General features: G+C 49.2%; 20 protein-coding genes. 19 read left to right on the plus strand and 1 reads right to left on the minus strand.

Annotated elements, in window-relative coordinates:
• Nucleotides 1-8: 8 nt before the first annotated feature.
• The 3 genes from B5G00_RS18965 to B5G00_RS00315 all read left to right on the plus strand — a co-directional run bounded on the left by B5G00_RS18965 (nt 9) and on the right by B5G00_RS00315 (nt 1,419).
• Entirely contained in the window at nt 9-170 is a 162-nt protein-coding gene (locus B5G00_RS18965) for a hypothetical protein (RefSeq protein WP_164496678.1), read from the plus strand.
• A 155-nt stretch (nt 171-325) separates the two neighbouring features.
• Nucleotides 326-976 (plus strand): sigma-70 family RNA polymerase sigma factor, encoded by a 651-nt coding sequence (locus B5G00_RS00310; protein ID WP_087266826.1) that lies wholly within the window; start codon nt 326-328, stop codon nt 974-976.
• Nucleotides 973-1,419, plus strand: a complete 447-nt coding sequence (locus B5G00_RS00315; protein ID WP_087266828.1) for an RNA polymerase sigma factor — start codon at nt 973-975, stop codon at nt 1,417-1,419. The genes B5G00_RS00310 and B5G00_RS00315 overlap by 4 nt, the downstream gene beginning before the upstream one ends.
• 75 nt (nt 1,420-1,494) lie before the next feature.
• Here B5G00_RS00315 and B5G00_RS00320 read toward each other — a convergent pair whose 3' ends face one another.
• Nucleotides 1,495-1,704 carry a hypothetical protein gene (locus B5G00_RS00320; protein ID WP_087266831.1) on the minus strand — a complete coding sequence of 70 codons (210 nt, stop codon included), beginning with the start codon at nt 1,702-1,704 and terminating at the stop codon, nt 1,495-1,497.
• A gap of 506 nt (nt 1,705-2,210) precedes the next feature.
• On the opposite strand from B5G00_RS00320, the gene B5G00_RS00325 reads away from it, so the two are divergent.
• From B5G00_RS00325 to B5G00_RS00395, 16 genes are all read left to right on the plus strand, one after another.
• On the plus strand, nt 2,211-8,246 hold the full coding sequence (locus tag B5G00_RS00325; protein WP_087266834.1) for a SpaA isopeptide-forming pilin-related protein: 6,036 nt from the start codon (nt 2,211-2,213) through the stop codon (nt 8,244-8,246).
• A gap of 80 nt (nt 8,247-8,326) precedes the next feature.
• On the plus strand, nt 8,327-8,476 hold the full coding sequence (locus B5G00_RS18970; protein WP_164496679.1) for a hypothetical protein: 150 nt from the start codon (nt 8,327-8,329) through the stop codon (nt 8,474-8,476).
• Entirely contained in the window at nt 8,437-8,751 is a 315-nt protein-coding gene (locus B5G00_RS00330) for a hypothetical protein (RefSeq protein WP_242971240.1), read from the plus strand. Before B5G00_RS18970 ends, B5G00_RS00330 begins: the two co-directional genes overlap by 40 nt.
• The gene (locus B5G00_RS00335) at nt 8,741-9,259 is read left to right on the plus strand and encodes a PcfB family protein (protein WP_087266836.1); all 519 of its coding nucleotides are present in this window, start codon (nt 8,741-8,743) and stop codon (nt 9,257-9,259) included. The genes B5G00_RS00330 and B5G00_RS00335 overlap by 11 nt, the downstream gene beginning before the upstream one ends.
• 107 nt (nt 9,260-9,366) lie before the next feature.
• Nucleotides 9,367-11,202, plus strand: coding sequence for a VirD4-like conjugal transfer protein, CD1115 family (locus B5G00_RS00340; RefSeq protein WP_242971249.1), 1,836 nt, complete (start codon nt 9,367-9,369; stop codon nt 11,200-11,202).
• A complete protein-coding gene (locus tag B5G00_RS00345; RefSeq protein ID WP_070088758.1) occupies nt 11,199-11,426 on the plus strand; it encodes a hypothetical protein in 228 nt (75 codons plus the stop codon). The genes B5G00_RS00340 and B5G00_RS00345 overlap by 4 nt, the downstream gene beginning before the upstream one ends.
• 61 nt (nt 11,427-11,487) lie before the next feature.
• Nucleotides 11,488-11,718: a hypothetical protein gene (locus tag B5G00_RS00350; RefSeq protein ID WP_087266838.1), complete on the plus strand. Its 231-nt coding sequence runs from the start codon at nt 11,488-11,490 to the stop codon at nt 11,716-11,718.
• A 116-nt stretch (nt 11,719-11,834) separates the two neighbouring features.
• Entirely contained in the window at nt 11,835-12,047 is a 213-nt protein-coding gene (locus B5G00_RS00355; protein WP_070088760.1) for a Maff2 family mobile element protein, read from the plus strand.
• Nucleotides 12,048-12,067: 20 nt separating this feature from the next.
• Nucleotides 12,068-12,940, plus strand: coding sequence for a VirB6/TrbL-like conjugal transfer protein, CD1112 family (locus tag B5G00_RS00360; protein WP_087266843.1), 873 nt, complete (start codon nt 12,068-12,070; stop codon nt 12,938-12,940).
• Nucleotides 12,941-12,951: 11 nt separating this feature from the next.
• Complete coding sequence (locus B5G00_RS00365) at nt 12,952-13,551, plus strand: MT-A70 family methyltransferase (RefSeq protein WP_087266846.1); 600 nt, start codon at nt 12,952-12,954, stop codon at nt 13,549-13,551.
• A gap of 21 nt (nt 13,552-13,572) precedes the next feature.
• Nucleotides 13,573-13,962: a PrgI family protein gene (locus tag B5G00_RS00370; protein WP_087266848.1), complete on the plus strand. Its 390-nt coding sequence runs from the start codon at nt 13,573-13,575 to the stop codon at nt 13,960-13,962.
• A gap of 214 nt (nt 13,963-14,176) precedes the next feature.
• Nucleotides 14,177-16,552: a VirB4-like conjugal transfer ATPase, CD1110 family gene (locus B5G00_RS00375; protein WP_087267632.1), complete on the plus strand. Its 2,376-nt coding sequence runs from the start codon at nt 14,177-14,179 to the stop codon at nt 16,550-16,552.
• Complete coding sequence (locus B5G00_RS00380) at nt 16,549-17,298, plus strand: DNA adenine methylase (RefSeq protein ID WP_070088764.1); 750 nt, start codon at nt 16,549-16,551, stop codon at nt 17,296-17,298. Before B5G00_RS00375 ends, B5G00_RS00380 begins: the two co-directional genes overlap by 4 nt.
• Before the next feature lie 35 nt (nt 17,299-17,333).
• A complete protein-coding gene (locus B5G00_RS00385; protein ID WP_087266851.1) occupies nt 17,334-19,826 on the plus strand; it encodes a C40 family peptidase in 2,493 nt (830 codons plus the stop codon).
• 26 nt (nt 19,827-19,852) lie between these two features.
• Complete coding sequence (locus tag B5G00_RS00390; RefSeq protein WP_087266855.1) at nt 19,853-20,185, plus strand: DUF4315 family protein; 333 nt, start codon at nt 19,853-19,855, stop codon at nt 20,183-20,185.
• On the plus strand, nt 20,172-20,894 hold the full coding sequence (locus B5G00_RS00395) for a CD1107 family mobile element protein (protein WP_087266858.1): 723 nt from the start codon (nt 20,172-20,174) through the stop codon (nt 20,892-20,894). The genes B5G00_RS00390 and B5G00_RS00395 overlap by 14 nt, the downstream gene beginning before the upstream one ends.
• The last annotated feature ends 64 nt before the right edge of the window (nt 20,895-20,958 follow it).

Consider the following 20,958-nt stretch of genomic DNA (forward strand, 5'->3'; position numbering starts at 1 on the left):
AAGGAACATTGACCAGGGAAGAAAACCTGATTTACCGGAGAAGCTGTCCTTATGATGCTATGGGAGATTATTCGATCCTGATGGAAGAAAACCAGGACAGGGTAAAAAACCTGGAAGAAAAGCGGAACCGAACGGAACCAGAAAAAGATCCGATCCGGCAGTACCGGTAAGTACATAGACGCAGAGATAATCTGGCGGCAGAAGGAGTTTCAGGCTCCCGTTAAAAAAAACGGGTGTGCCGGAAACCTTTTTTGCTGCCTTTTACCTGGATTCCTGTGCGCTACCATCTGGCCGCCCGTAGCCTGCGGGCAGAAAGGTGGCTGTTATGGTGACATTACAGGATTTAAAGTGGATCGTAAAACAACCGGAGAAAGAGGAAAAGGCTCCAACGGCCCGGCATTTGCTGGAGCATGGGAAACGGGTGGTAAGCATGGAAAATGGAGGGGATGTGCAGCTTCTGGTGTTTTTGGAAGGCTGGGCGCTTTACCGGGTAGGGAAGTATACTACGGTTTTCTCCGTACATGGCTGCGGCAGTTATTGTTATGAGAGCCACGGACGGCAGATTTTTGTGGATGCCGCTTTCTTTGAGGAACGGGAGTGGTATGTGCGCCTGATGTTAGAGGGAGAGGATCGTCTGATGAAAAACCGGGAATCAAGCCGGAAAGGAAAGGTCGTTTCTTACCATGCGGTTTCCGAGGAATGGTTTTTCCTGTCTTCCCCGGTATTGCCGCCTTTGGAGCAGTTGATTGAAAAAGAGCAGATTTTGGAGCTGATGGGGCTTCTGACAAAGCGGCAGAGGGATATTGTGATCCTGTATTTTTACTATGGGGAAACCCAGCGGGAGATTGCAAGGTCACTGGGGATTTCCCAGCCTGCGGTTTCCCAGGCGCTTATGGCGGCGCTGCGGCGGATGCGGGAAGGGCAGGAAGAAATCTTTTCCGGTAAAGAAGTCCGTTCCGGGAGGTGCGCCGTATGAGAGGGAAACGCCCAAAGGAGCGGAAATGTTATATTCTTCGTGCCGGGGATGGGACTGTGGTGGAAGTCACCAGGGAGGTCTATCTGGAATGGTATCAGTCCCGGCGGCGAGAGCGCTACCAGAATGAGAAAAAGCAAAAATACGGTGTATTTAGCCTGGAAGCCCTGTCGGAGAAAGGAGTTCTACCAGATGGGAGGGCAGACAGCCCGGAAGAGATGGTGATCCGGGAGCTTTGTGTGGAAAAACTGCGCTCTGTGATAGAAGATCTGACGGAGGCAGACGCCTACCTTCTGTATCTCCTGTTTTTTGAGGAAGTGACGGTAAAAGAAGCGGCGCAGCTTTGCGGGTGCAGCCGGAAAACCATTGCCAACCGGAGAAAGCGGATTTTAAAGGAATTGAACGAAAAACTGAAAGCGATGGGGATCATGGGAGGATACTTCTAAAAGGTTCCTGCCAGAATACAGCACAGCCACTTTACGACACGGTGTCGCAAAGTGGCTGTTGCCATGATAAAGGATTTAGTGATCTTCCGGAAAACGTATCACAGGGCGCTGTTTGATTTTTCCTTTGCTTACTTTCCGCTGAAGGCAGAATACCATATCCGGGGTACGCTCAAAAAATCCCCGGTCTTTTTTCCAACTCATACCACATCTGCAGTGCTGCAAGCCGATAAACTGCTGTTTCATTTTTCTGCCGCATCGGGGGCAGACTTTATTGCTTCTCCCCATGGAGCCATCTCCCTTGATTAAAAATCTTTTCTATGATTCTGAATTATACCATTTCTGAAAAAATTACGAAATATTTTTTTATCACCCTATATTTTCCCCTCTGAAACCTCTTATTGGTGAGAGGGTGAAATTCTAAGACACATTCTTATATTCCCTTTCACTGAACCTTGAAAACTTCATTGCCTGTCCAGACGGATACCCGGCGGTTGAGTATGCCTTTTTGCGTACCCTGCAGGAGAGAACGCTGCGGAACGTGAACCGGAGCAGGAACGGGTCTGGAATGAGAACAGGCAAAACGCTCAGAAATAAGTTTTCAGCCTGCCAAATGCAGGCTGGATAACAGCAGATACCATGCGGGGAAGCCCTTGATGGGCTTCTCCGTATTCATGTGCTGTTATCAGCGCAACTTGGGGAAAGGAGGACAGGAGCCATGGACAGATAAAAGTAAGGAGAACTTTTTGGACACAGTGAGACTGTCAAGGAACAAAGAAAGAGAGGTTTAGTTGATGAAAGGGAAAGGAAAAAGGATACTTTCCGGTCTGCTTTCGCTTTTGACGATCCTGACTTCCGTGGTACAGCCGGTGGTTACTTATGCCGCAGAGCCGGAGCCGGCAGGATATGAAGCACAGTATCCGGCACTGGAGACGGTGCGGGAGTATCTGGATGCAGAAGAAGTGGTAACAGCGGAAGATTATGAAGTGGAAACAGGAAGCAGTTTTGATGTGGAATCGGATTTTTCCGGCTTGGAAATCCATGATGAAAAAGTCCGGGTGACTTTCCATGAAGCAAAAAATGAAGCCGGGCAGGATTTTGACGGGAACCACGCAGATACTTACAAAGCGGTCTATTTTGTGGAGCCGTTAAGCGGCCATCCGTCTTACCATATCTGCAGAAACATTATTGTAAAAGAGCCGGTGGCGGAGAAACAGGCGGAGAGCCATGCAGACGGCAGTGGAACCGGCGGGGAGAGCGAAGAACCGGATAGTGAGGACGGGGACGCAGATCCACAGCCGCAGACAGAGACAGCAACGGAGGCAGTGACGGAGCCAGTGGAAGAAACCATGGAGGAAACGGAGACAGGACTGCCGGAGGGAACAGAAGTGTTGCCGGAGGACGCTCTGGATGCGGCGTTAGAGGAAACAGAAGATCAGAAAACAGTAGATGAAGAAAGCGGACTGACGCTGGGGGAAGTGCTTCTCCAGGCGGAGGATCAGGGCATTGATATTCAGGGACTGGAAAACGGTGAGAGCGTTACCTTTACGGCACAGGCTCCCATGGCACAGGCGGCCAGGGCGTCACAGTCTGTCACCATTACCCAGGGAAGCTATTATTACTATGCAGACTATGGGCTTGGCTCTTATGTGACAGCACCCTTTACCGTGTCTTTTGGGAACGTGACGGCGACAGCTTACTGTATCCAGCCGTCAAAACCGGGGCCGGGGAGCGGCACATACCAGATCACAAAACTGGAAGGAAACCGGGAACTGGCAAAGGTGTGTTATTACGGAACGGAAGCGGCCGGATCGGCCTATTTCTTTAACCACTACCACACCGATTTTTCTGCCGGCAAAAGGTTTATTGTTACCCATCTGGCAGCCTCCTATGCCAATGGAAGCGAAGATGCCTTCTATGGAACCAACAGTACCGGGGAAGCGTTGGCAAAGGAACTTTATAACTATGCTGTGAGCCAGCCGGATATTCCGGATGTGGAGATGTCCTTTTCCAATGCTAATGTAAGTGCCTATGTGGACGGCGAACAGCAGAGAACAGAAGAAATTACGTTCAAGGCATCCAGCCAGCAGACGATTACTCTGGATCTGCCGGATGGGGTAAAACTCCATAACGTCAGTACTGGAAAGGTCAGTGCTGCGGGAGCAAACGTAACCATCTCCGGCGGCACACGGTTTTACCTGACAGCCCCGCTGACACAGACGCAAGATGTGTCCGGTTCCTGGTCAGCAAAGATGCAGGGAAGTATCACCAAAGACTATTCTGCCTATAAGATTACGACAGGAAGTGACACACAGGATCTTGCACTGGTGTTTGGAGAAGGCGTAGAAGATGAGAAGTATGTGAGCCTTTCGGTGAAGTGGATTGAGCTGGCAAAGGTGGAAGTGATTAAGGTAGATTCTAAGCACTCGGACGCAAAGCTGGCTGGAGCTGTGTTTGGCATTTACAGCGATAAAGACTGTACAAAGCTGATCACGCAGATGCCGGCAACGGATAAAAACGGTTCTTCTGTAGCAGAAATCATTAAGACGCAGAATACTGTGTACTTAAAAGAGATCACGGCTCCAACCGGATACCGCCTGAATACTTCTTCTTATAACGTGAACCTGGTGGCAAACCAGACGACTTCTGTTACAGTTCCAGATCAGGAGCAGCTTGGGGAACTGACCATCTATAAAGAAGGGGAAGTGCTGGCCGGAGCGGATATAACAGATGATGGTGTAACCTTCCGTTATGAAAGCCGCAGGCAGAAGGGCGCTGTGTATAACGTCTATGCGGGAGCAGATATTGTAACAGCCTATGGAGCGAAAGTCTACAGTAAAGGGGATCTGGTAAAAGCGAACCTGACTACAGATTCCGGCGGAGCCGCAGTGCTGAAAAACCTCCATCTTGGAGCCTATGTCATTAAAGAAGTGCAGGCCCCGGAGAATTTCTATAATGCCGGGGAGGAAAAGACGGTAACACTGTCTTATGCCGGACAGAACGTGGAAACTGTATTCAGCGAGAGTACCTTCCATAATGACAGGCAGAAAGCGGAAGTTTCTGTATTAAAAAAGGACAAGGACACCTTAAATCCTCTGGATGGCGGCGTGTTTGGATTGTATGCGGGAAGCGATATTAAAAATGCGGACGGAAGCGTTGTGGTATCGAAGGGAACGCTGATTGGGAAAGCGGTGACAGGAGAGGACGGAAAAGCTGTCTTTACGGCAGATTTGCCCATTGGATTTTCTTATGATGTGAAAGAGATCCAGGCCCCGGAGGGGTATGTGAGAAATCAGGAGGAGGTATATTCCTTTACCTTTTCTTACACCAATGACAGCGAAGCAAAGGTAACCTTTCGTCATACGTTTACCAATGAACGTGTGAATGCCACAATCAAGCTGCAGAAAAAAGACGCAGAGACGAACCAGGCAATTCCACAAGGGGATGCCACACTGGAAAATGCAGTGTATGGCCTGTATGCCCGTAAAGATATTGTACACCCGGATGGGGCAACCGGGGTGATCTACAAAGCCGGCGAGCGGGTGGCAACGCTGACCACGGACGAGAACGGGGAAGCGTCTGTAGAAAACCTGTATCTTGGGGAGTATTTTGTCAAAGAGATCACGCCTCCCGTGGGGTATCTGGCAGATGAGAGTGAACATGATCTTGTGTGCAGCTATGAAGGAGATCTGACCGCAACCGTGGAGCGGGAGTGTGTATCACTGGAACAGGTAAAGAAGCAGCCTTTTGAGATCATCAAGGCAGCCAATAATGGGGAGACGGACGCTGACCTCCTGTCCGGGGCCGGATTTACCGCCTACCTGCTTTCTGACCTTACAGTAAAGGAAGATGGCAGCTATGATTTCGATTCCGCAGAACCGGTGGTGATCGGGGAGAACGGGGCGACAGAAATGTTTACGGACGAGAAAGGATATGCCTGCAGTATTGCCCTTCCTTATGGTACATACCTTGTCCGGGAGACCACTACGCCCCATAATTACAAGCCGGTGGACGACTTTATCGTGCGGATTACAGAGCATAATCCAACTACGCCACAGGTATGGCGGGTGCTTCTGGACGAGGAATTTGAAGCAAAGCTGAAGATCATCAAGCAGGATGATGAGACGAAAAAACCGGTGCTTCACAAAGGTACAGAGTTCCGGATCTATGATCTGGATAAGCAGGAATACGTTGAGCAGGTGACAACCTATCCTACAACAACGGTTCACAAGACATTCTTCACCGATGAGGAAGGCTACCTGATCCTGCCCCAGAATTTAAAAATCGGGCATTACCGGATTGAGGAAGTCACAGCGCCTTACGGATATACACTGAATGAGAACTATGTTGAAATTTCCGTGGATTCCGATACCGCTTACCAGATCGACCCGGTGTCCGGGGACGTGGTGATTGAGGCGGTCTATGAAAACCATCCGGTAAAAGGAAAGCTGAAAATCGTAAAACAGGGCGAAGTGCTGGATGGATTCAGCAAAGATTTTGTCTATCAGACAGAAAACTTGGCAGGCGCAGTCTTTGAGGTGTATGCTGCGGAGGACATTTATACCGCTGACTTCCAGAAAGACGCAGAGGGGAACCGTATCTTGGAATACTCTGCCGGAGAGCTGGTTGGAACAGTGACTACCGATGAAAACGGGGAGGCATACTTATCGGATCTCCCTCTTGGAAGCTACAAGATTGTGGAAGCTACCGCCCCGGAGGGCTTTGTACTAAATGGGGAAGCGCAGACAGTGACTTTTACATATAAAGACCAGGAGACGCCTGTAATCGGACAGGAAGCTGTTTTCCAGAATGAACGCCAGAAAGTGGAAGTATCCGTAGTGAAAAAGGATGCGGAAACGCAGGCGACTGTGGAAGGAGCAGTCTTTGGGCTGTATGCCAAAGAGGATATTCTGGCACACGGCGAAGTGATTGTGAAAGCGGACACGCTGATTGGCAAGGCATTGTCTGATGAAAACGGCAAAGCTGTATTTGTGAATGACTTACCGTTTGGCAGCTATTATATCAAAGAAGAAGCTGCACCGGACGGGTATATTTCTTCCGATAAAGTGGTAGAAGTGACTGCAGAGTATCAGGGGCAGGAGATTCCCGTGGTGGAACTGGCATCTGAATATGAAAATGAGCCGACAAAGATTTCTGTGAAAAAGACGGATCTCACAACCGGCGTGGAGCTGGAAGGCGCAAAACTGACCGTCCTGGATCAAGACGGGAATATCGTAGACAGTTGGACTTCCGTGAAAGGAGAGGAACACCTGATTGAGCGGCTGACAGTAGGCGAGACTTATACGCTTCGGGAAGAGCTGGCCCCTTATGGGTATCTGAAAGCGGAAGAAATCACTTTTACTGTGGAGGATACAGCGGAAATCCAGAAAGTGGAAATGAAAGACGATGTTCCGGAAGGGACGCTGATCATCAATAAGAAGGGCGAGTTCCTGGAAGATGTGACACTTGTTGATACCATTGGCGGCTGGATCAGCCATATCTTTGAATATATCACCGGCGCTTTAAAAGATGTAACCTTTGAGGTATATGCCCTGGAGGACATCAAAGCGGCAGACGGAGAGAGCGAGGATTATTATAAGAAGGATGAGCTGATTGCCACGATTACCACAGATGAAACAGGCATTGCGAAGCTGTCTGGCCTTCCCCTTGGAAAATACTATGTGAAAGAAAAGGAGACTGCGGAAGGCTATGTGCTGGACGGGGAAATCCGGGAAATTGACCTGACCTATGTGGATCAGGAGACAGCGGAAGTTACCTGGAATGGAGACTGGCAGAATAACCGCCAGAAGGCGGAAGTATCTGTCCTGAAGAAAGAAAAGGATACTGACCGGGTACTGGAGGGCGCTGTGTTTGCCCTTTCCGCAAAAGAGGATATTACCAATAAAGACGGGGATGTGGTTCTGGAAGCGGGAACCGTGATCGAGGAAAAAGCAACCGGGGAGGATGGAAAACTGACTTTTGAGGCGGATCTGCCCATTGGATTTTCCTATGTAGTGAAAGAGACTTCCCCGGCTCCAGGATTTGCCACCACAGACGAGGTGCAGGAGTTTACTTTTACAGCGGAATCTTCTGATAAAGCGACAGTTTCTTACGAATTTATCTTTGAGGATGAACCGACCGTCTTTGAATTTACCAAAACTTCCCTGACAGATGGAAAAGAAGTGGAGGGAGCGAAGCTGACTGTAACCGATGAAAATGGCGAAGTTGTGGATGAATGGGTATCCGGCAAAGAGCCGCATATCATTAAGGAGCTGGTGGTCGGACAGACTTATACCATGACGGAAGTGCTTCCGGCTCCGGGGTATGTGACGGCGGAGAGCATCCAGTTTACCGTTGAGGACACCGCCGAAGTCCAGAAAATCGAGATGAAAGATGATGTGACAAAGGTAGAGATTTCTAAGACAGATATTGCCGGGAAGGAGCTGCCGGGAGCGAAGCTCACCATCCTGGACGAGAATGGCGAGGTAGTAGAGATCTGGACTTCCACGGAGGAACCGCATTATATCGAGATGCTCCCCATTGGGAAGTACATACTCCATGAAGAATCCGCACCGGAAGGTTATCTGATTGCGGAGGATGTAGAGTTTGAAGTAAAAGATACCGGTGAGATTCAGAAAGTTGTGATGAAAGATGAGGCGGAGCCGGAAGAAACGCCGGAGACGCCGGAAACACCGACAACCACGGTAGATGCACCGAAAACCGGGGATCACACACCGATTGCGGCGCTTATGATTTCCAGCGGTCTGGGTCTTGCGGGGGTCATTGCCGCCGTTGTCTGGATGAAAGCAAGAAAAAAGAAACAGGATTGATACGATAGGATTGGGCGTTTGTGGACAGCCGTGGGCTTTCCATGAGCGCCCTTTTTGAGTTGAAAAAGAGGTGGATAGAAATGAAATGGTTGATTGCTGCAGGTGGGATACTGGTGTTCCTGCTCTTATTTGGACTGTACTGCTGTATTGTGGTCGGGGCAAGAGAGGACAGGTTCCTGGAAGAACTGGAATGGAAAGGCAGGCAGGATGCAGACGGGGAAAACGGATAGAGGGAAATATGCGCCGGATAAGCCCCAGGACTGTGCTTATTGTTACTTCTGGCACAGCAGGAAACAGAAATGCAGAAAGAAACGCTGCTATTACCTTTTGCCGGAGGAAAGGCAGGATAGCATCTGCAGAGAAAATGGGATGCTTGGAGATTGTAAGGTCTGCCCTTATGGACAGCACTCCCCCTGTATCGGCTACTGCCTGCAGAAGATTCTTCTGGATCTGCGGCAGTGCCGACAAAAGTAAGGGAAAGAAGGTGATCCGATATGCAGGATGAAGTCAATGAAAAGGTTGTGTCGTTGTGTATCAGCGGAGGAAAAATTTCTGCCCGGATATTAAAAAATGTTTTGATGAAATATCTGCAGGAAGTTGAAAGGAGAGAAAAACAGCGGGCAGAGAAATCTGCCGCAAAGGGAGATCCGGATACAAGTATTTCTTACCGTGGAAAAATCAGCATGGAACAGCTTAAGGCGGAAAAGAAGGAACTCTCCAATATTGAGATTACGGATAAGAATATCAAATCCTTTGAGAAATATGCCCGGAAATATGAGGTGGATTACTGCCTGAAAAAAGACTGTTCCATGGAGCCGCCCAGATACTATGTGTTTTTTGGGGCAAAAGATGAAGCGTGTATGACGGCTGCGTTTAAGGAATATACAGGCTGGCAGTTAAAAAAGAGTAAGAAAATATCTGTCCGGAAAAAGCTGTCCCTGGCAAAAGAGCGGCAGGCAAAGCACCGGGAGCGGGAGAAGAACCGCCAGAAGGAGCGTGGGCCGGAGCATTGAGTAAGAAGAAAACTGTAAAACGGAAAAATAAAGGGCCTGTAAAAGAGACCGTAACGTTGTTACTGGGAAAAGGCAGGAAGAAGCTATCGGAAACAGTCAAGGGCAATCTGCCGTCTGTGGATTGGAAGCGGCTCCTGATCCGGAACCTACCTTATGGGATTGTATTTTATCTCGTAGATAAAGTGGCATGGCTGTACCGGTACTGTATCGGGGGTTCCCTGATTGAAAAGTTAGGGGTACTTTTTCTAAATTTTTCCCTGGCATTTCAAAACGTCTTTCCCAGCTTCCATCCCCAGGATCTCTGCATTGGCGTCATAGGCGCTGGCCTTGTGAAGCTGGCGGTGTATCTGAAAGGGAAAAATGCGAAGAAATACCGGCAGGGCGTGGAGTATGGCTCCGCCCGGTGGGGGAACCAGAAGGATATAGCGCCTTTTATTGATCCGGTCTTTGAGAACAATATCCTCCTGACGCAGACAGAGCGGCTCACCATGAACAGCCGTCCGAAGCTGCCAAAGTATGCCAGGAATAAAAACGTGATCGTGATCGGCGGCTCCGGTTCCGGCAAGACCAGATTTTATGTGAAGCCAAATTTAATGCAGATGACACCAAATGTTTCCTATGTAGTCACTGACCCGAAAGGCACGATCCTGGTGGAATGCGGGAAGCTGCTGCAGAGAGGTTCCCCGAAGATGAAGGATGGGAAGCCGGAGCGTGATAAAAACGGGAAGATTGTGTATGAACCGTATAGGATCAAGGTACTGAATACCATCAATTTCAAGAAAAGTATGCACTACAATCCTTTTATGTATATCCGCAGTGAGAAGGATATTTTAAAACTGGTAAACACCATCATTGCGAATACCAAAGGAGAAGGAGAGAAATCTTCTGAAGATTTCTGGGTGAAAGCCGAGCGGCTTTTGTATTGCGCACTGATTGGCTATATCTACTATGAAGCACCGGAGGAAGAACAGAACTTCTCCACGCTTTTAGAGCTGATCAATGCGTCGGAAGCCAGGGAAGATGATGAAGAATTTAAAAATGCCGTGGACGAGCTGTTTGAGGAATTGGAACGGGAGAAGCCGGAGCATTTCGCTGTGCGACAGTATAAGAAATATAAGCTGGCGGCGGGAAAGACAGCAAAATCCATCCTTATTTCCTGCGGGGCCAGGCTTGCCCCCTTTGATATAGCGGAGCTTAGGGAGCTGACAAGCTATGACGAGATGGAACTGGATATGCTGGGGGATCAGAGGACAGCCATGTTTGTGATTATCTCTGACACGGATGATACTTTTAACTTTATCGTGGCGATCATGTATACCCAGCTTTTCAACCTGCTTTGCGACAGGGCGGATGATGTGCATGGAGGACGGCTCCCTTATCATGTAAGGCTCCTGCTGGATGAATTTGCGAATATCGGGCAGATTCCAAAATTTGATAAGCTGATTGCAACCATCCGGAGCCGGGAAATCTCGGCTTCGATTATTCTGCAGTCCCAGAGCCAGTTAAAGACCATTTATAAGGATGCCGCAGAAACTATTCTCGGCAACTGCGATACCATGCTGTTCCTGGGAGGCAAAGAGGGCACCACGTTAAAAGAAATCTCAGAGACGCTGGGGAAAGAGACGATTGATCTTTATAACACCTCGGATACCCGTGGGCAGAGCCGGTCTTACGGCCTAAATTATCAGAAAACCGGAAAAGAACTGATGAGCCGGGATGAACTTGCTGTGATGGACGGGAATAAGTGTATCCTGCAGCTTCGTGGAGTACGCCCGTTTTTCAGCGACAAATTCGATATTACCCGGCACAAGAGATATAAGTTGTTGTCGGACTATGACAAAAAGAACAGCTTTGATGTGGAGGCGTATATGAAGCATACGTTGAAACTGCGGATGAAAGAGGAATTTGACCTCTTTGAAGTAGAGGGAAAGGAAAGTGAATGAGTGATTTATTTAAAGAAATGCAGGCAAAAATCGGCTGTCAGTATCTTTCAGATCTCCCTTATTATAAGCGGGCGGTCTGGTATGAACTGCGCCGGATGCCCCTGGGGGAATATGGCCAGGAACAGTTGGAGAATTTCGCCCGGTATGTATTTGGCGTGAGATATTCCGTTTTAAAAGAAGTCATGGATCGATTGGAGGCAGCGACGGACTCTGTGACACCATGACGCAAAGTTTGCAGCATCAGAACTTTACGACACAATGTCGCAAAGTTGGAAAGGGGAGTTTATGGATTTTTTTACAGAGGCGGTTGATGTTCTGGCGGCTATTGTCCGTGCGCTTTCCCGGCCGGATTCTCCAGAAGATTATTTTGGAGGATGTTGGGAAATGCGCCTGGTGAAGTCAAGGAAGACTGTTCTGCCGCTGGTAAAAATCATACACTTATGGCCGCCGATCCGGGCGGAGCCGGGAAAAGATAGCGGCAGGCAGAGACAGATTATAAATGAAACAGCAAAATAAAAGAGAAAGGATAAGGGAACCGGATTCCCGGAAGATTTGAGCGGCTATGGAAAGATGGCGGCTCTTTTTTTGTCTCTGCCGGTAAGACAGAAAGGAATCCGGTTTCCAGGTAGCATATGGCATTTTTTAGCTCGGCAATTTCTATTTTGCAGACACTTGTGGTGGCTATTGGAGCCGGCCTTGCAGTATGGGGCGTTATTAACTTGCTGGAGGGATACGGAAATGACAATCCAGGGGCTAAGTCACAGGGAATTAAGCAGCTCATGGCCGGAGGTGGGGTTGTCCTCATTGGAACACAGTTGATCCCCTTGCTTGGAGGGCTATTCTGACGTAGAAAGGGGACTCATGTATGTTCGATGGCATTTTTGAGGCAATCGAGAACTGGATGAGGGATCTCCTGACCGGGATGGTGACGTCCAACCTGACGACAATGTTTACCGATGTCAATGATAAGACCGGGGAGATTGCGTCCCAGGTTGGACAGACACCCCAGGGGTGGAACGGCAGCATTTTCAGCCTGATACAGAACCTTTCTAACTCGGTGATCATTCCCATTGCGGGGATGATTATTACTTTTGTCCTGTGTTATGAGCTGATTACCATGCTGACGGAAAAGAATAACATGCACGAGATTGACACCTGGATGTTTTTTAAGTATTTCTTCAAGATGTGGGTAGCGGTCTGGATGGTATCCAATACGTTTACGATCACTATGGCTGTCTTTGACGTGGGCCAGTATGTGGTCAATGCGGCGGGAGGCGTGATCAGTTCCGATACGGCGATCAACGTGGAAACCATGCTGGACGCTATGGAGACGGCGATGGAATCTATGAACATCGGGGAACTGGTAGTGCTTGCCCTGGAAAGTATGCTGGTGAGCCTGTGCATGAAGATTTTATCTGTCCTGATCACGGTCATTTTGTATGGCCGTATGATTGAAATCTACCTTTACACCTCGGTTGCGCCGATCCCGTTTGCCACCCTTTCCAACCGGGAATGGGGGCAGGTGGGAAACAACTATTTCCGTGGGCTTTTAGCCTTGGGATTCCAGGGATTTTTTATGATGGTGTGTGTCGGCATTTATGCGGTGCTGGTATCTACCATTGAAATCTCCGACAACATGCACTCAGCCCTTTTCGGAATAGCGGCTTATACGGTAATTCTCTGTTTCAGCCTGATGAAAACGGCAAGTTTAAGCCGCTCGATCTTCAATGCGCATTAGGAGGCGACGGGATGGAACAGAAGAAATACAACATTATTTATGCCGATCCGCCATGGCGATATGAGATGAAAAAAGGGCAGGGAGTTGCGGAGAATCATTACTCTACAATGGGGATAGAAGAAATCTGCAGTCTGCCGGTACAGGAAATCTGCGATAAGGATTGTGCGCTGTTTTTGTGGGTGACATTCCCTCAATTACCAGAAGCGTTTAAAGTAATCAAAGCATGGGGATTTTGCTACAAGACAGTTGCCTTTGTCTGGATCAAGCAGAATAAATCAGGAAAAGGGTATTTCTTTGGTTTAGGATACTGGACTCGATCCAATGCGGAAATCTGTCTTTTGGCAGTAAGAGGAAAGCCCAAAAGAATATCAAAAAAAGTATTCCAGCTTATTGTCAGCCCTTTGCAGGAGCATAGCAAGAAACCGGAAGAAGCCAGGAAGCGTATTGTAGAACTGATGGGGGATCTTCCCCGGATTGAACTGTTTGCAAGGCGGCAGTCCGTTGGATGGGATGTATGGGGAAATGAAGTAGAAAGCTCCCTGGATATGGAAAATTTGCAGGAAAACAGAGGAAAGGAGCAGCCGGAGAAATGTGCAGACTGCAGCGGATAAGTTTCTCCGGCATGTGATTTTATGGCGTTTGTCAGTGTACCAAAAGACCTGACGAAAGTAAAAAACAAAGTAGTCTTGAACCTGACAAAAAGACAGCTTATCTGTCTGTCAGCAGCGGCGGCCATCGGGCTGCCTTTTTATTTTCTCACACGGGAGTGGATCGGAACCACCAACGCCGCCACCGGCATGGTGCTTCTCATGCTTCCGGCATTTATGTTTGCCATGTATGAGAGAGACGGGCTTCCCCTGGAGAAAATCCTGTGGAATATCGTGACGGTGAAATTCTTAAAGCCTGCTGTCCGCAGGTATGAGGTGGAGAACTTTTATGAAATGGAGCCGCCGGAGACTGTCCGGAAAGACAGGAAAGGAGGGGATCATCTTGGGAAAAAGAGAAGAAATCGTAGTCGATAAGCGGAGAAAGAGGAAGTACCGCAGGCTGTCCCGCTATGAGAAAAAAGCAAAGAAAGCAGCAAAAAAGCAGGCAGCAAGGGAGGAAAAGGCCCGGAAGAAAGCAGAAAAAAGAGAGAAACGCAAGCCTGCGCAGCGACAGAAAAGCGCATCCGTTGAGCGGGGTGTCCAAAGACCGGGAAAGCCCTATCCGGAACATGCTGCCCGCCAGAAAGCTGTGAGTAGTACCGTGAACGGGGCAAAGAAGAAAGCAGATAAAAAGGCAGAGGAGAAGCGTCTGTCCGCCCAGAAGTCCATTCCCTACCGGGAAATGGCAAGGGATGGAATCTGCCGGGTGCAGGATAAATATTATTCCAAAACCATCCGTTTTTACGACATTAACTATCAGTTGGCACAGAATGAGGACAAAAATGCTATTTTTGAAAACTGGTGTGATTTCCTCAATTACTTTGACAGCAGTATCCATTTCCAGTTGTCGTTCATCAACCACCACAGCAACATGAAGGAATTTGAATCTGTGATCCAGATTAAGCCCCGGCATGACGCCTTTGATGATGTGCGGATGGAATACGCACAGATGCTGAAAAACCAGCTTGCCAAAGGAAATAACGGCCTGGTGCGGACAAAGTACATTACCTTTGGCGTGGAAGCGGAGAATATCCGGGAGGCAAAGCCGAAGCTGGAGCGGATTGAGACAGACATCCTGAATAACTTCAAGGTGCTTGGGGTATCCGCCTATCCCCTGGATGGCCGGGAGCGTCTGCAGATCATGTACGAGACATTTAACCCGGAGGAGAAAGTGCCTTTCCAGTTTTCTTTCGACCAGGTAATGCGTTCCGGCATGGGGACAAAGGACTTTATCGCCCCTACAAGTTTCCTGTTTAAGAATGGGAAAGATTTTATGATGGGGAATACCATCGGGGCAGTGTCCTACCTGCAGATCCTGGCCCCGGAGCTGACTGACCGGATGCTGGCGGAATTTCTGGATATGGACAGGAACCTGATCGTCAACCTGCATATCCAGTCTTTAGACCAGATGAAAGCCATCAAACTGGTGAAAAGCAAGGTGACGGATATTAACCGGATGAAGATCGAGGAGCAGAAAAAGGCAGTTCGCTCCGGATACGATATGGACATCATCCCATCTGATTTGAACACTTACGGCGGGGAAGCAAAGCGCCTCCTGGAAGATCTCCAGTCCAGAAATGAGAGGATGTTCCTGGTGACGATTGTATTTCTGAATACGGCAAAGACGAAGCAGGAATTAGACAATGCGGTATTCCAGACGGCGGGCATTGCGCAGAAATATAACTGTTCCCTGCGCCGTCTGGATTATATGCAGGAGCCGGGGCTGATGAGCAGTCTCCCACTGGGATTGAACCTGATCCCTATAAAACGGGCGCTGACCACCACATCTACGGCTATTTTTGTGCCTTTCACAACCCAGGAATTATTTATGGAAGGGGAATCCCTTTACTATGGCTTGAACGCCCTTTCCAACAACATGATTATGGTTGACCGGAAGAAGCTGAAAAATCCAAACGGCCTGATCCTGGGAACACCTGGCTCTGGAAAATCCTTTTCGGCAAAGCGGGAGATTACTAACGCCTTTTTTGTTACCCAGGACGATATTATTATCGGAGATCCGGAGGGGGAATATTATCCCCTGGTCAATGCCCTGGGTGGGCAGGTAATCCATATCTCCCCCACAAGCCATGACTATATCAATCCCATGGACATCAACCTGGATTACTCAGATGATGATAACCCGCTGGGATTTAAGAGTGATTTTATCCTGTCCCTGTGTGAGCTGATCATGGGGAGCCGCAACGGGATTGAAGCGGAGGAAAAGTCGGTGATTGACCGCTGTTTACCATTGGTGTATCAGAAATATTTTGAAGCGCCGGTGCCGGAAAATATGCCCATTCTGGGGGATCTCTATGATTGTCTGCGTCAGCAGAAAGAAGTGCAGGCACAGCGGATCGCTACAGCTCTGGAAATCTACGTCAACGGTTCCTTAAAAGTATTTAACCACCGTACCAACGTGGAGCTGAACAACCGGATCGTCTGCTTTGATATCAAAGACCTGGGGAAACAGTTGAAAAAGCTGGGGATGCTGATTGTTCAGGATCAGGTGTGGAACCGTGTGACAGTCAACCGGGCGGCGCATAAGTCTACCCGGTACTATATAGACGAGTTCCATCTTCTTTTAAAAGAGGAGCAGACAGCAGCTTATTCCGTGGAGATCTGGAAGCGTTTCCGTAAGTGGGGCGGCATTCCCACAGGCATCACACAGAACATTAAAGACCTGCTTGCCAGCCGGGAAATTGAGAACATTTTTGAAAACTCGGATTTTATTTATATGCTTAACCAGGCAGCGGGAGACCGGCAGATCTTAGCGAAACAGCTCAACATATCACCTCATCAGCTATCTTATGTGACGAACAGCGGGGAGGGAGAGGGGCTGATCTTTTATGGAAGCACCATTATCCCCTTTAAGGACAAGTTCGATAAGTCCCTGCGTCTGTATTCGTTGATGACAACCAAAGTATCTGACCTGGAGCAACAGGAAGGGAGGAAGCGGACGGAATGAACAGTTGTATTAAATGGGTAGGCGGAAAGAGACTTCTAAGAAAACAGATTTTAGCAGAGTTTCCGGAAGACTACACAAGATATGTGGAAGTGTTTGGAGGAGCTGCGTGGTTGCTGTTTGCAAGAGAAAGAGACAACAGAGTGGAAGTATATAACGACAGGAACCATAACCTGGTAAATCTTTTCCGGTGCATAAAATATCATGGCGAGGCACTGCAGGAGGAACTAAAGTGGTGCCTTGTTTCCCGTGAATTTTTTGAGGACGCCTTGCACAATTATCAAAATCCAGACTTGACGGATATACAGAGAGCAGCCCGGTTTTTTGTGCTAATTAAATGTAGTTTCGGGGCAAAGCTGCAGGATTTCAGCGGAGCAAGGGTATCATTGGTTAATACGGTCAGAAATTTAGAACAGTTTCAGGAAAGATTGAAAAATACTGTGATTGAGCAGATGGACTTTGAGAAACTGCTTATCCTTTATGACAAAAAAGATACCTTTTTCTATCTTGATCCACCATATTTTCAAGCAGAAAAGTATTATAGGGATTCTTTCAGTGAAAAAGACCATTTGCGGCTAAAAGAGGTTCTTGTAAGTTTAAAAGGAAAATTTTTGCTGACATACAATGATTGTCCTTTTATCCGGACATTGTATCAACAATTCTCTATTGTGCCAATGGTAAGGCAGAACAACATGGCTTCTTGCAGCACTATGGGAGATTACCTGGAGATCATGATAAAGAATTATTAACAGTGTTTGAAAAGAATGGGGAGTGGTAACTGTATATGCAGGATCAGGAATACAAAGCCAGGGATAAAACTGTCCGCAAGATGAACCGGGACGGACTGACGGAGGAAAACCTGTACAATGGGGAGACTGTCCGTGTCAGCCACCGGGAGCGGGAGGAACGGATACTGCTAAAACAGGCAGAGGATGTTTCCTTCTCCCGGCAGGAGAAAGAGCCGGAGCAACCATCAGAGGGCAGGAAACGAAGGCAGAAATTAAAGAATCAGACGGAGGCAGGGCGGCCAGTGGATATTTCTCCTCATGCCGCCGGCAGGGAGAACGTAGAGACAGGCGATTTAGCCGGAACTAATCCTGCAATCCTTCCCGGTTCTGTGACAGGGAATACGGCAGAACCGGGACAGACGGAGCCTGCCGGGGAGGACAATCTGGCATCTGCCGCCCATGACAGTATCCGGGAGCAGTCCTTCCGCTCCGGAAACATCCGGGGGTATCCGTCCGATACGTCAGTGTTGTTGGAATCCGTGTCAGAGGTTTCCCACCTGCGGAAGAAAAAGCTGGTGCAGGAGTATGCCCGGAAAGGGCGAGGGAAACCGGAGGATGCCGCCACCATGGAGGACTTCCGGGAGGAGATCAAAGGGAAAACCAAACGGGAGCAGATCCAGAAAGAACAGAAGAAGGCGAAGCGTTTATCCTTTGGGGATGAAGGAAACGGCATGGTGCGTGGGGCCGGTATGGGGATTTCAAAGAAGGCAGTTTCAGCGGCGGCAGGTTCCGCCGCTGTTTACGTCCATGGAAAAACCCATGAAGCAGAGCAGGAAAACACTGCCGTGGAAGGAGTCCACCGGGCAGAGCTGATGACAGAAAGCGCCCTCCGTTATGCCATGCACCGGACAAGCCGTGGCCTCCATAAGAGAAACGTCCGCCTTCAGGAAGCCGGTTCCCTTGAAAGGGGGACAAGAAGCCTTCTGTATGAGACAGCACAGGAAGGCGGTGAGATAACAGCGCAGGCGGTAAAGAGCGCAGAGCAGGCCAAAAAGGGAATCCTGCAGAAGTTCTGGCAGAAACGCCAGTATCAGAAAGCGTACCGGGCAGCGAAAAAAGGAGAAAAGACAGCGGCAGGGACAGTAAAAGCCACGCAGACCATTGCTTCTAAAGCAAGGAGCGTGGCTTCTTCTGTGTTTGCAAGGAGTAAAGGCATCCTGGGCATTGCGGCGGCAGCCATGCTGTTCTTTGTGATGATCGCTTCCCTGATGGCAAGCTGCGGCGCTTCCATCCAGGGTGGAGCGGCTTCTACCATTGCCAGTACCACTTATGGGAGTACGGACGAGGATATTTATGCAGTGGAGGATGCGTATTCTGCGCTGGAGGCGGCGCTGAACGAACAGATCAACAGCATGGAAAGCCGCTATCCCGGATATGACGAGTACCGCTATCAGATTGATGAAATCTCTCACAACCCGTATCACCTGATTTCTTACTTTTCTGCAAAATATGGGGAATTTACCTATGAACAGGTAAAGGATGAAGTGGAGGAAATTTTTCAGCGCCAGTACAGCATTGCCACGGAAAGCACACGGGAAACCGTGACAGAAACAAAAATGGTGCGGGTGGGGGAATCCTTGGGGCAGGTCGTAACCAGCGGTTACTGCAGTTGTTCTATCTGCTGCGGGCAATGGGCCGGCGGCCCTACGGCAAGTGGTGTCTATCCCACAGCCAACCATACCATTGCCGTGGATGCTTCTAATCCTTTTGTGCCAATAGGAACAAAAGTCATTATGAATGGCGTAGAGTATGTGGTGGAGGATACGGGTGCTTTCGCCCGGTACGGGGTACAGTTTGATGTATATTACAGCGACCATGCCGCTGCATCTGCCCACGGGCACCAGACCTGGGAAGCTTATATTGCGGACGATAATGGAAGCCAGGAAGTGGAAGTGACAACCACACAGGAAGTGAACCGTCTGGATGTGACACTCACCAACCATGGGCTGGACGCCGTGCTGCGGGAGCTGATGGATGAGAATGAGGAAGGCCGGTATGACTTGTATAACGGCACATATGGAAACAGGGATTATCTGTTCGATACAGAAACCCTTCCAGGCGGGGGTGGTGATTTTGGCTATGAGATTCCGGCAGAAGCCCTGACCGACCAGAAATTTGCCAACATGATCCATGAGGCGGAAAAGTATCTGGGGTATCCCTATGTGTGGGGCGGCAGTTCCCCGTCTACCAGTTTCGATTGTTCAGGCTTCGTGAGCTGGGTGATCAATAACTGCGGCAATGGCTGGAATATCGGCAGGCAGACTACAGACGGATTGATGGGATACTGTTCCCAGGTTTCCCCGTCGGAAGCAAAGCCGGGAGACCTGGTCTTTTTCCAGGGGACTTACGATACGCCGGGTGCAAGCCATGTGGGAATCTATGTGGGCGATAACATGATGATCCACTGCGGGAACCCTATCCAGTATACCAGCATAGCATCGTCCTACTGGCAGGAGCATTTCCTGGCCTTTGGACGCATCCATGGATAAATTTTTTTAGAAGGAAGGTGTAAGGCATGAACCGGAAGCTGCACCGGGTTTTGGATGAGATCCAGAAAACGGAGAAGAAGATTGCCGAGTGGCAGGAACATTTAAAAGAACTGAAACTGCTGGCAGAACAGCTTGAGAATGAGGAGATTATAAAAACCATCCGCTCCATGAAGCTGGACAGCCACCAGATGTTAGAGCTTCTGGAAGGGATTCAGGAAGGGACAGTTTCTATTCCCATCATGGCAGAGGGGCCAGAAGAAACAGACGGGAAAGACGGCACAGAGCCGGAAGAAGATATGGAAGAAAAGGCGCAGGAGACAGCGCCGGAAAGTGAGGACAGGAAGCATGAAGAAATTTAACCGCTGGGTGATGGCGCTTGCGGTGGCGGGAGGGATCTTTTCCTCCACCGCTACGACAGCTTTTGCTTATGTGCCAGACCCACAGCAGACAGAGGCAGCCACAGAACCGGTATCAGAAAACGAAGGGACAGTGATCCCGGAGCAGGAGGCTGCGGGGCAGACGGAAGGGACGCCCCAGGAGGAAACACAGGGCGGGGAAACGCCTTTTTCCATTCCGGGAAACGGGGAAGTGCTGGATGATAAGACGGGGGATGGAACGAAAGAATTCCTGACGATACAGACAAAAAATGGAAACACGTTCTTTTTAGTGCTAGACCGATCCAGCAATACGGAAAATGTCTATATGCTCTCCATGGTGGATGAAAATGATCTGGCGGAGTTTCTGGATGAGACAAAGACGGAAGAAGCGCCCCAGGTGGTGATCCCGGAGACGGAAGCGCCGGCAGAAAGCGAGACGGAGAGCGAAACCGGATCAGAACCGGTACAGCCGGAAGAGGAGGACGGCAGGAATACCGGGGCGCTCCTGGCGGTTGGCGTCCTGGCTGCGGGAGCGATTGGAACCGGCTATTATTTTAAGGTTGTGAAGCCGAAGAAAGAGGAGTCTCAGGAGGACGGGGAGGACTTGGAGTTCTATGACGGCGGTACTTACGTCAATGAAGATCAGCCGGAAGAGGACGGTTCCACAGAGGAAGAAAATAATAAAGCATAAGTGTTGATGAAAGCAAAGGTATCAGAAGGGGGCAGCCAGGGAATTGGCTGCCCTTTCTCATACA

This window comes from Blautia sp. An46, assembly GCF_002161645.1.
Lineage (GTDB): Bacteria > Bacillota > Clostridia > Lachnospirales > Lachnospiraceae > Blautia > Blautia ornithocaccae.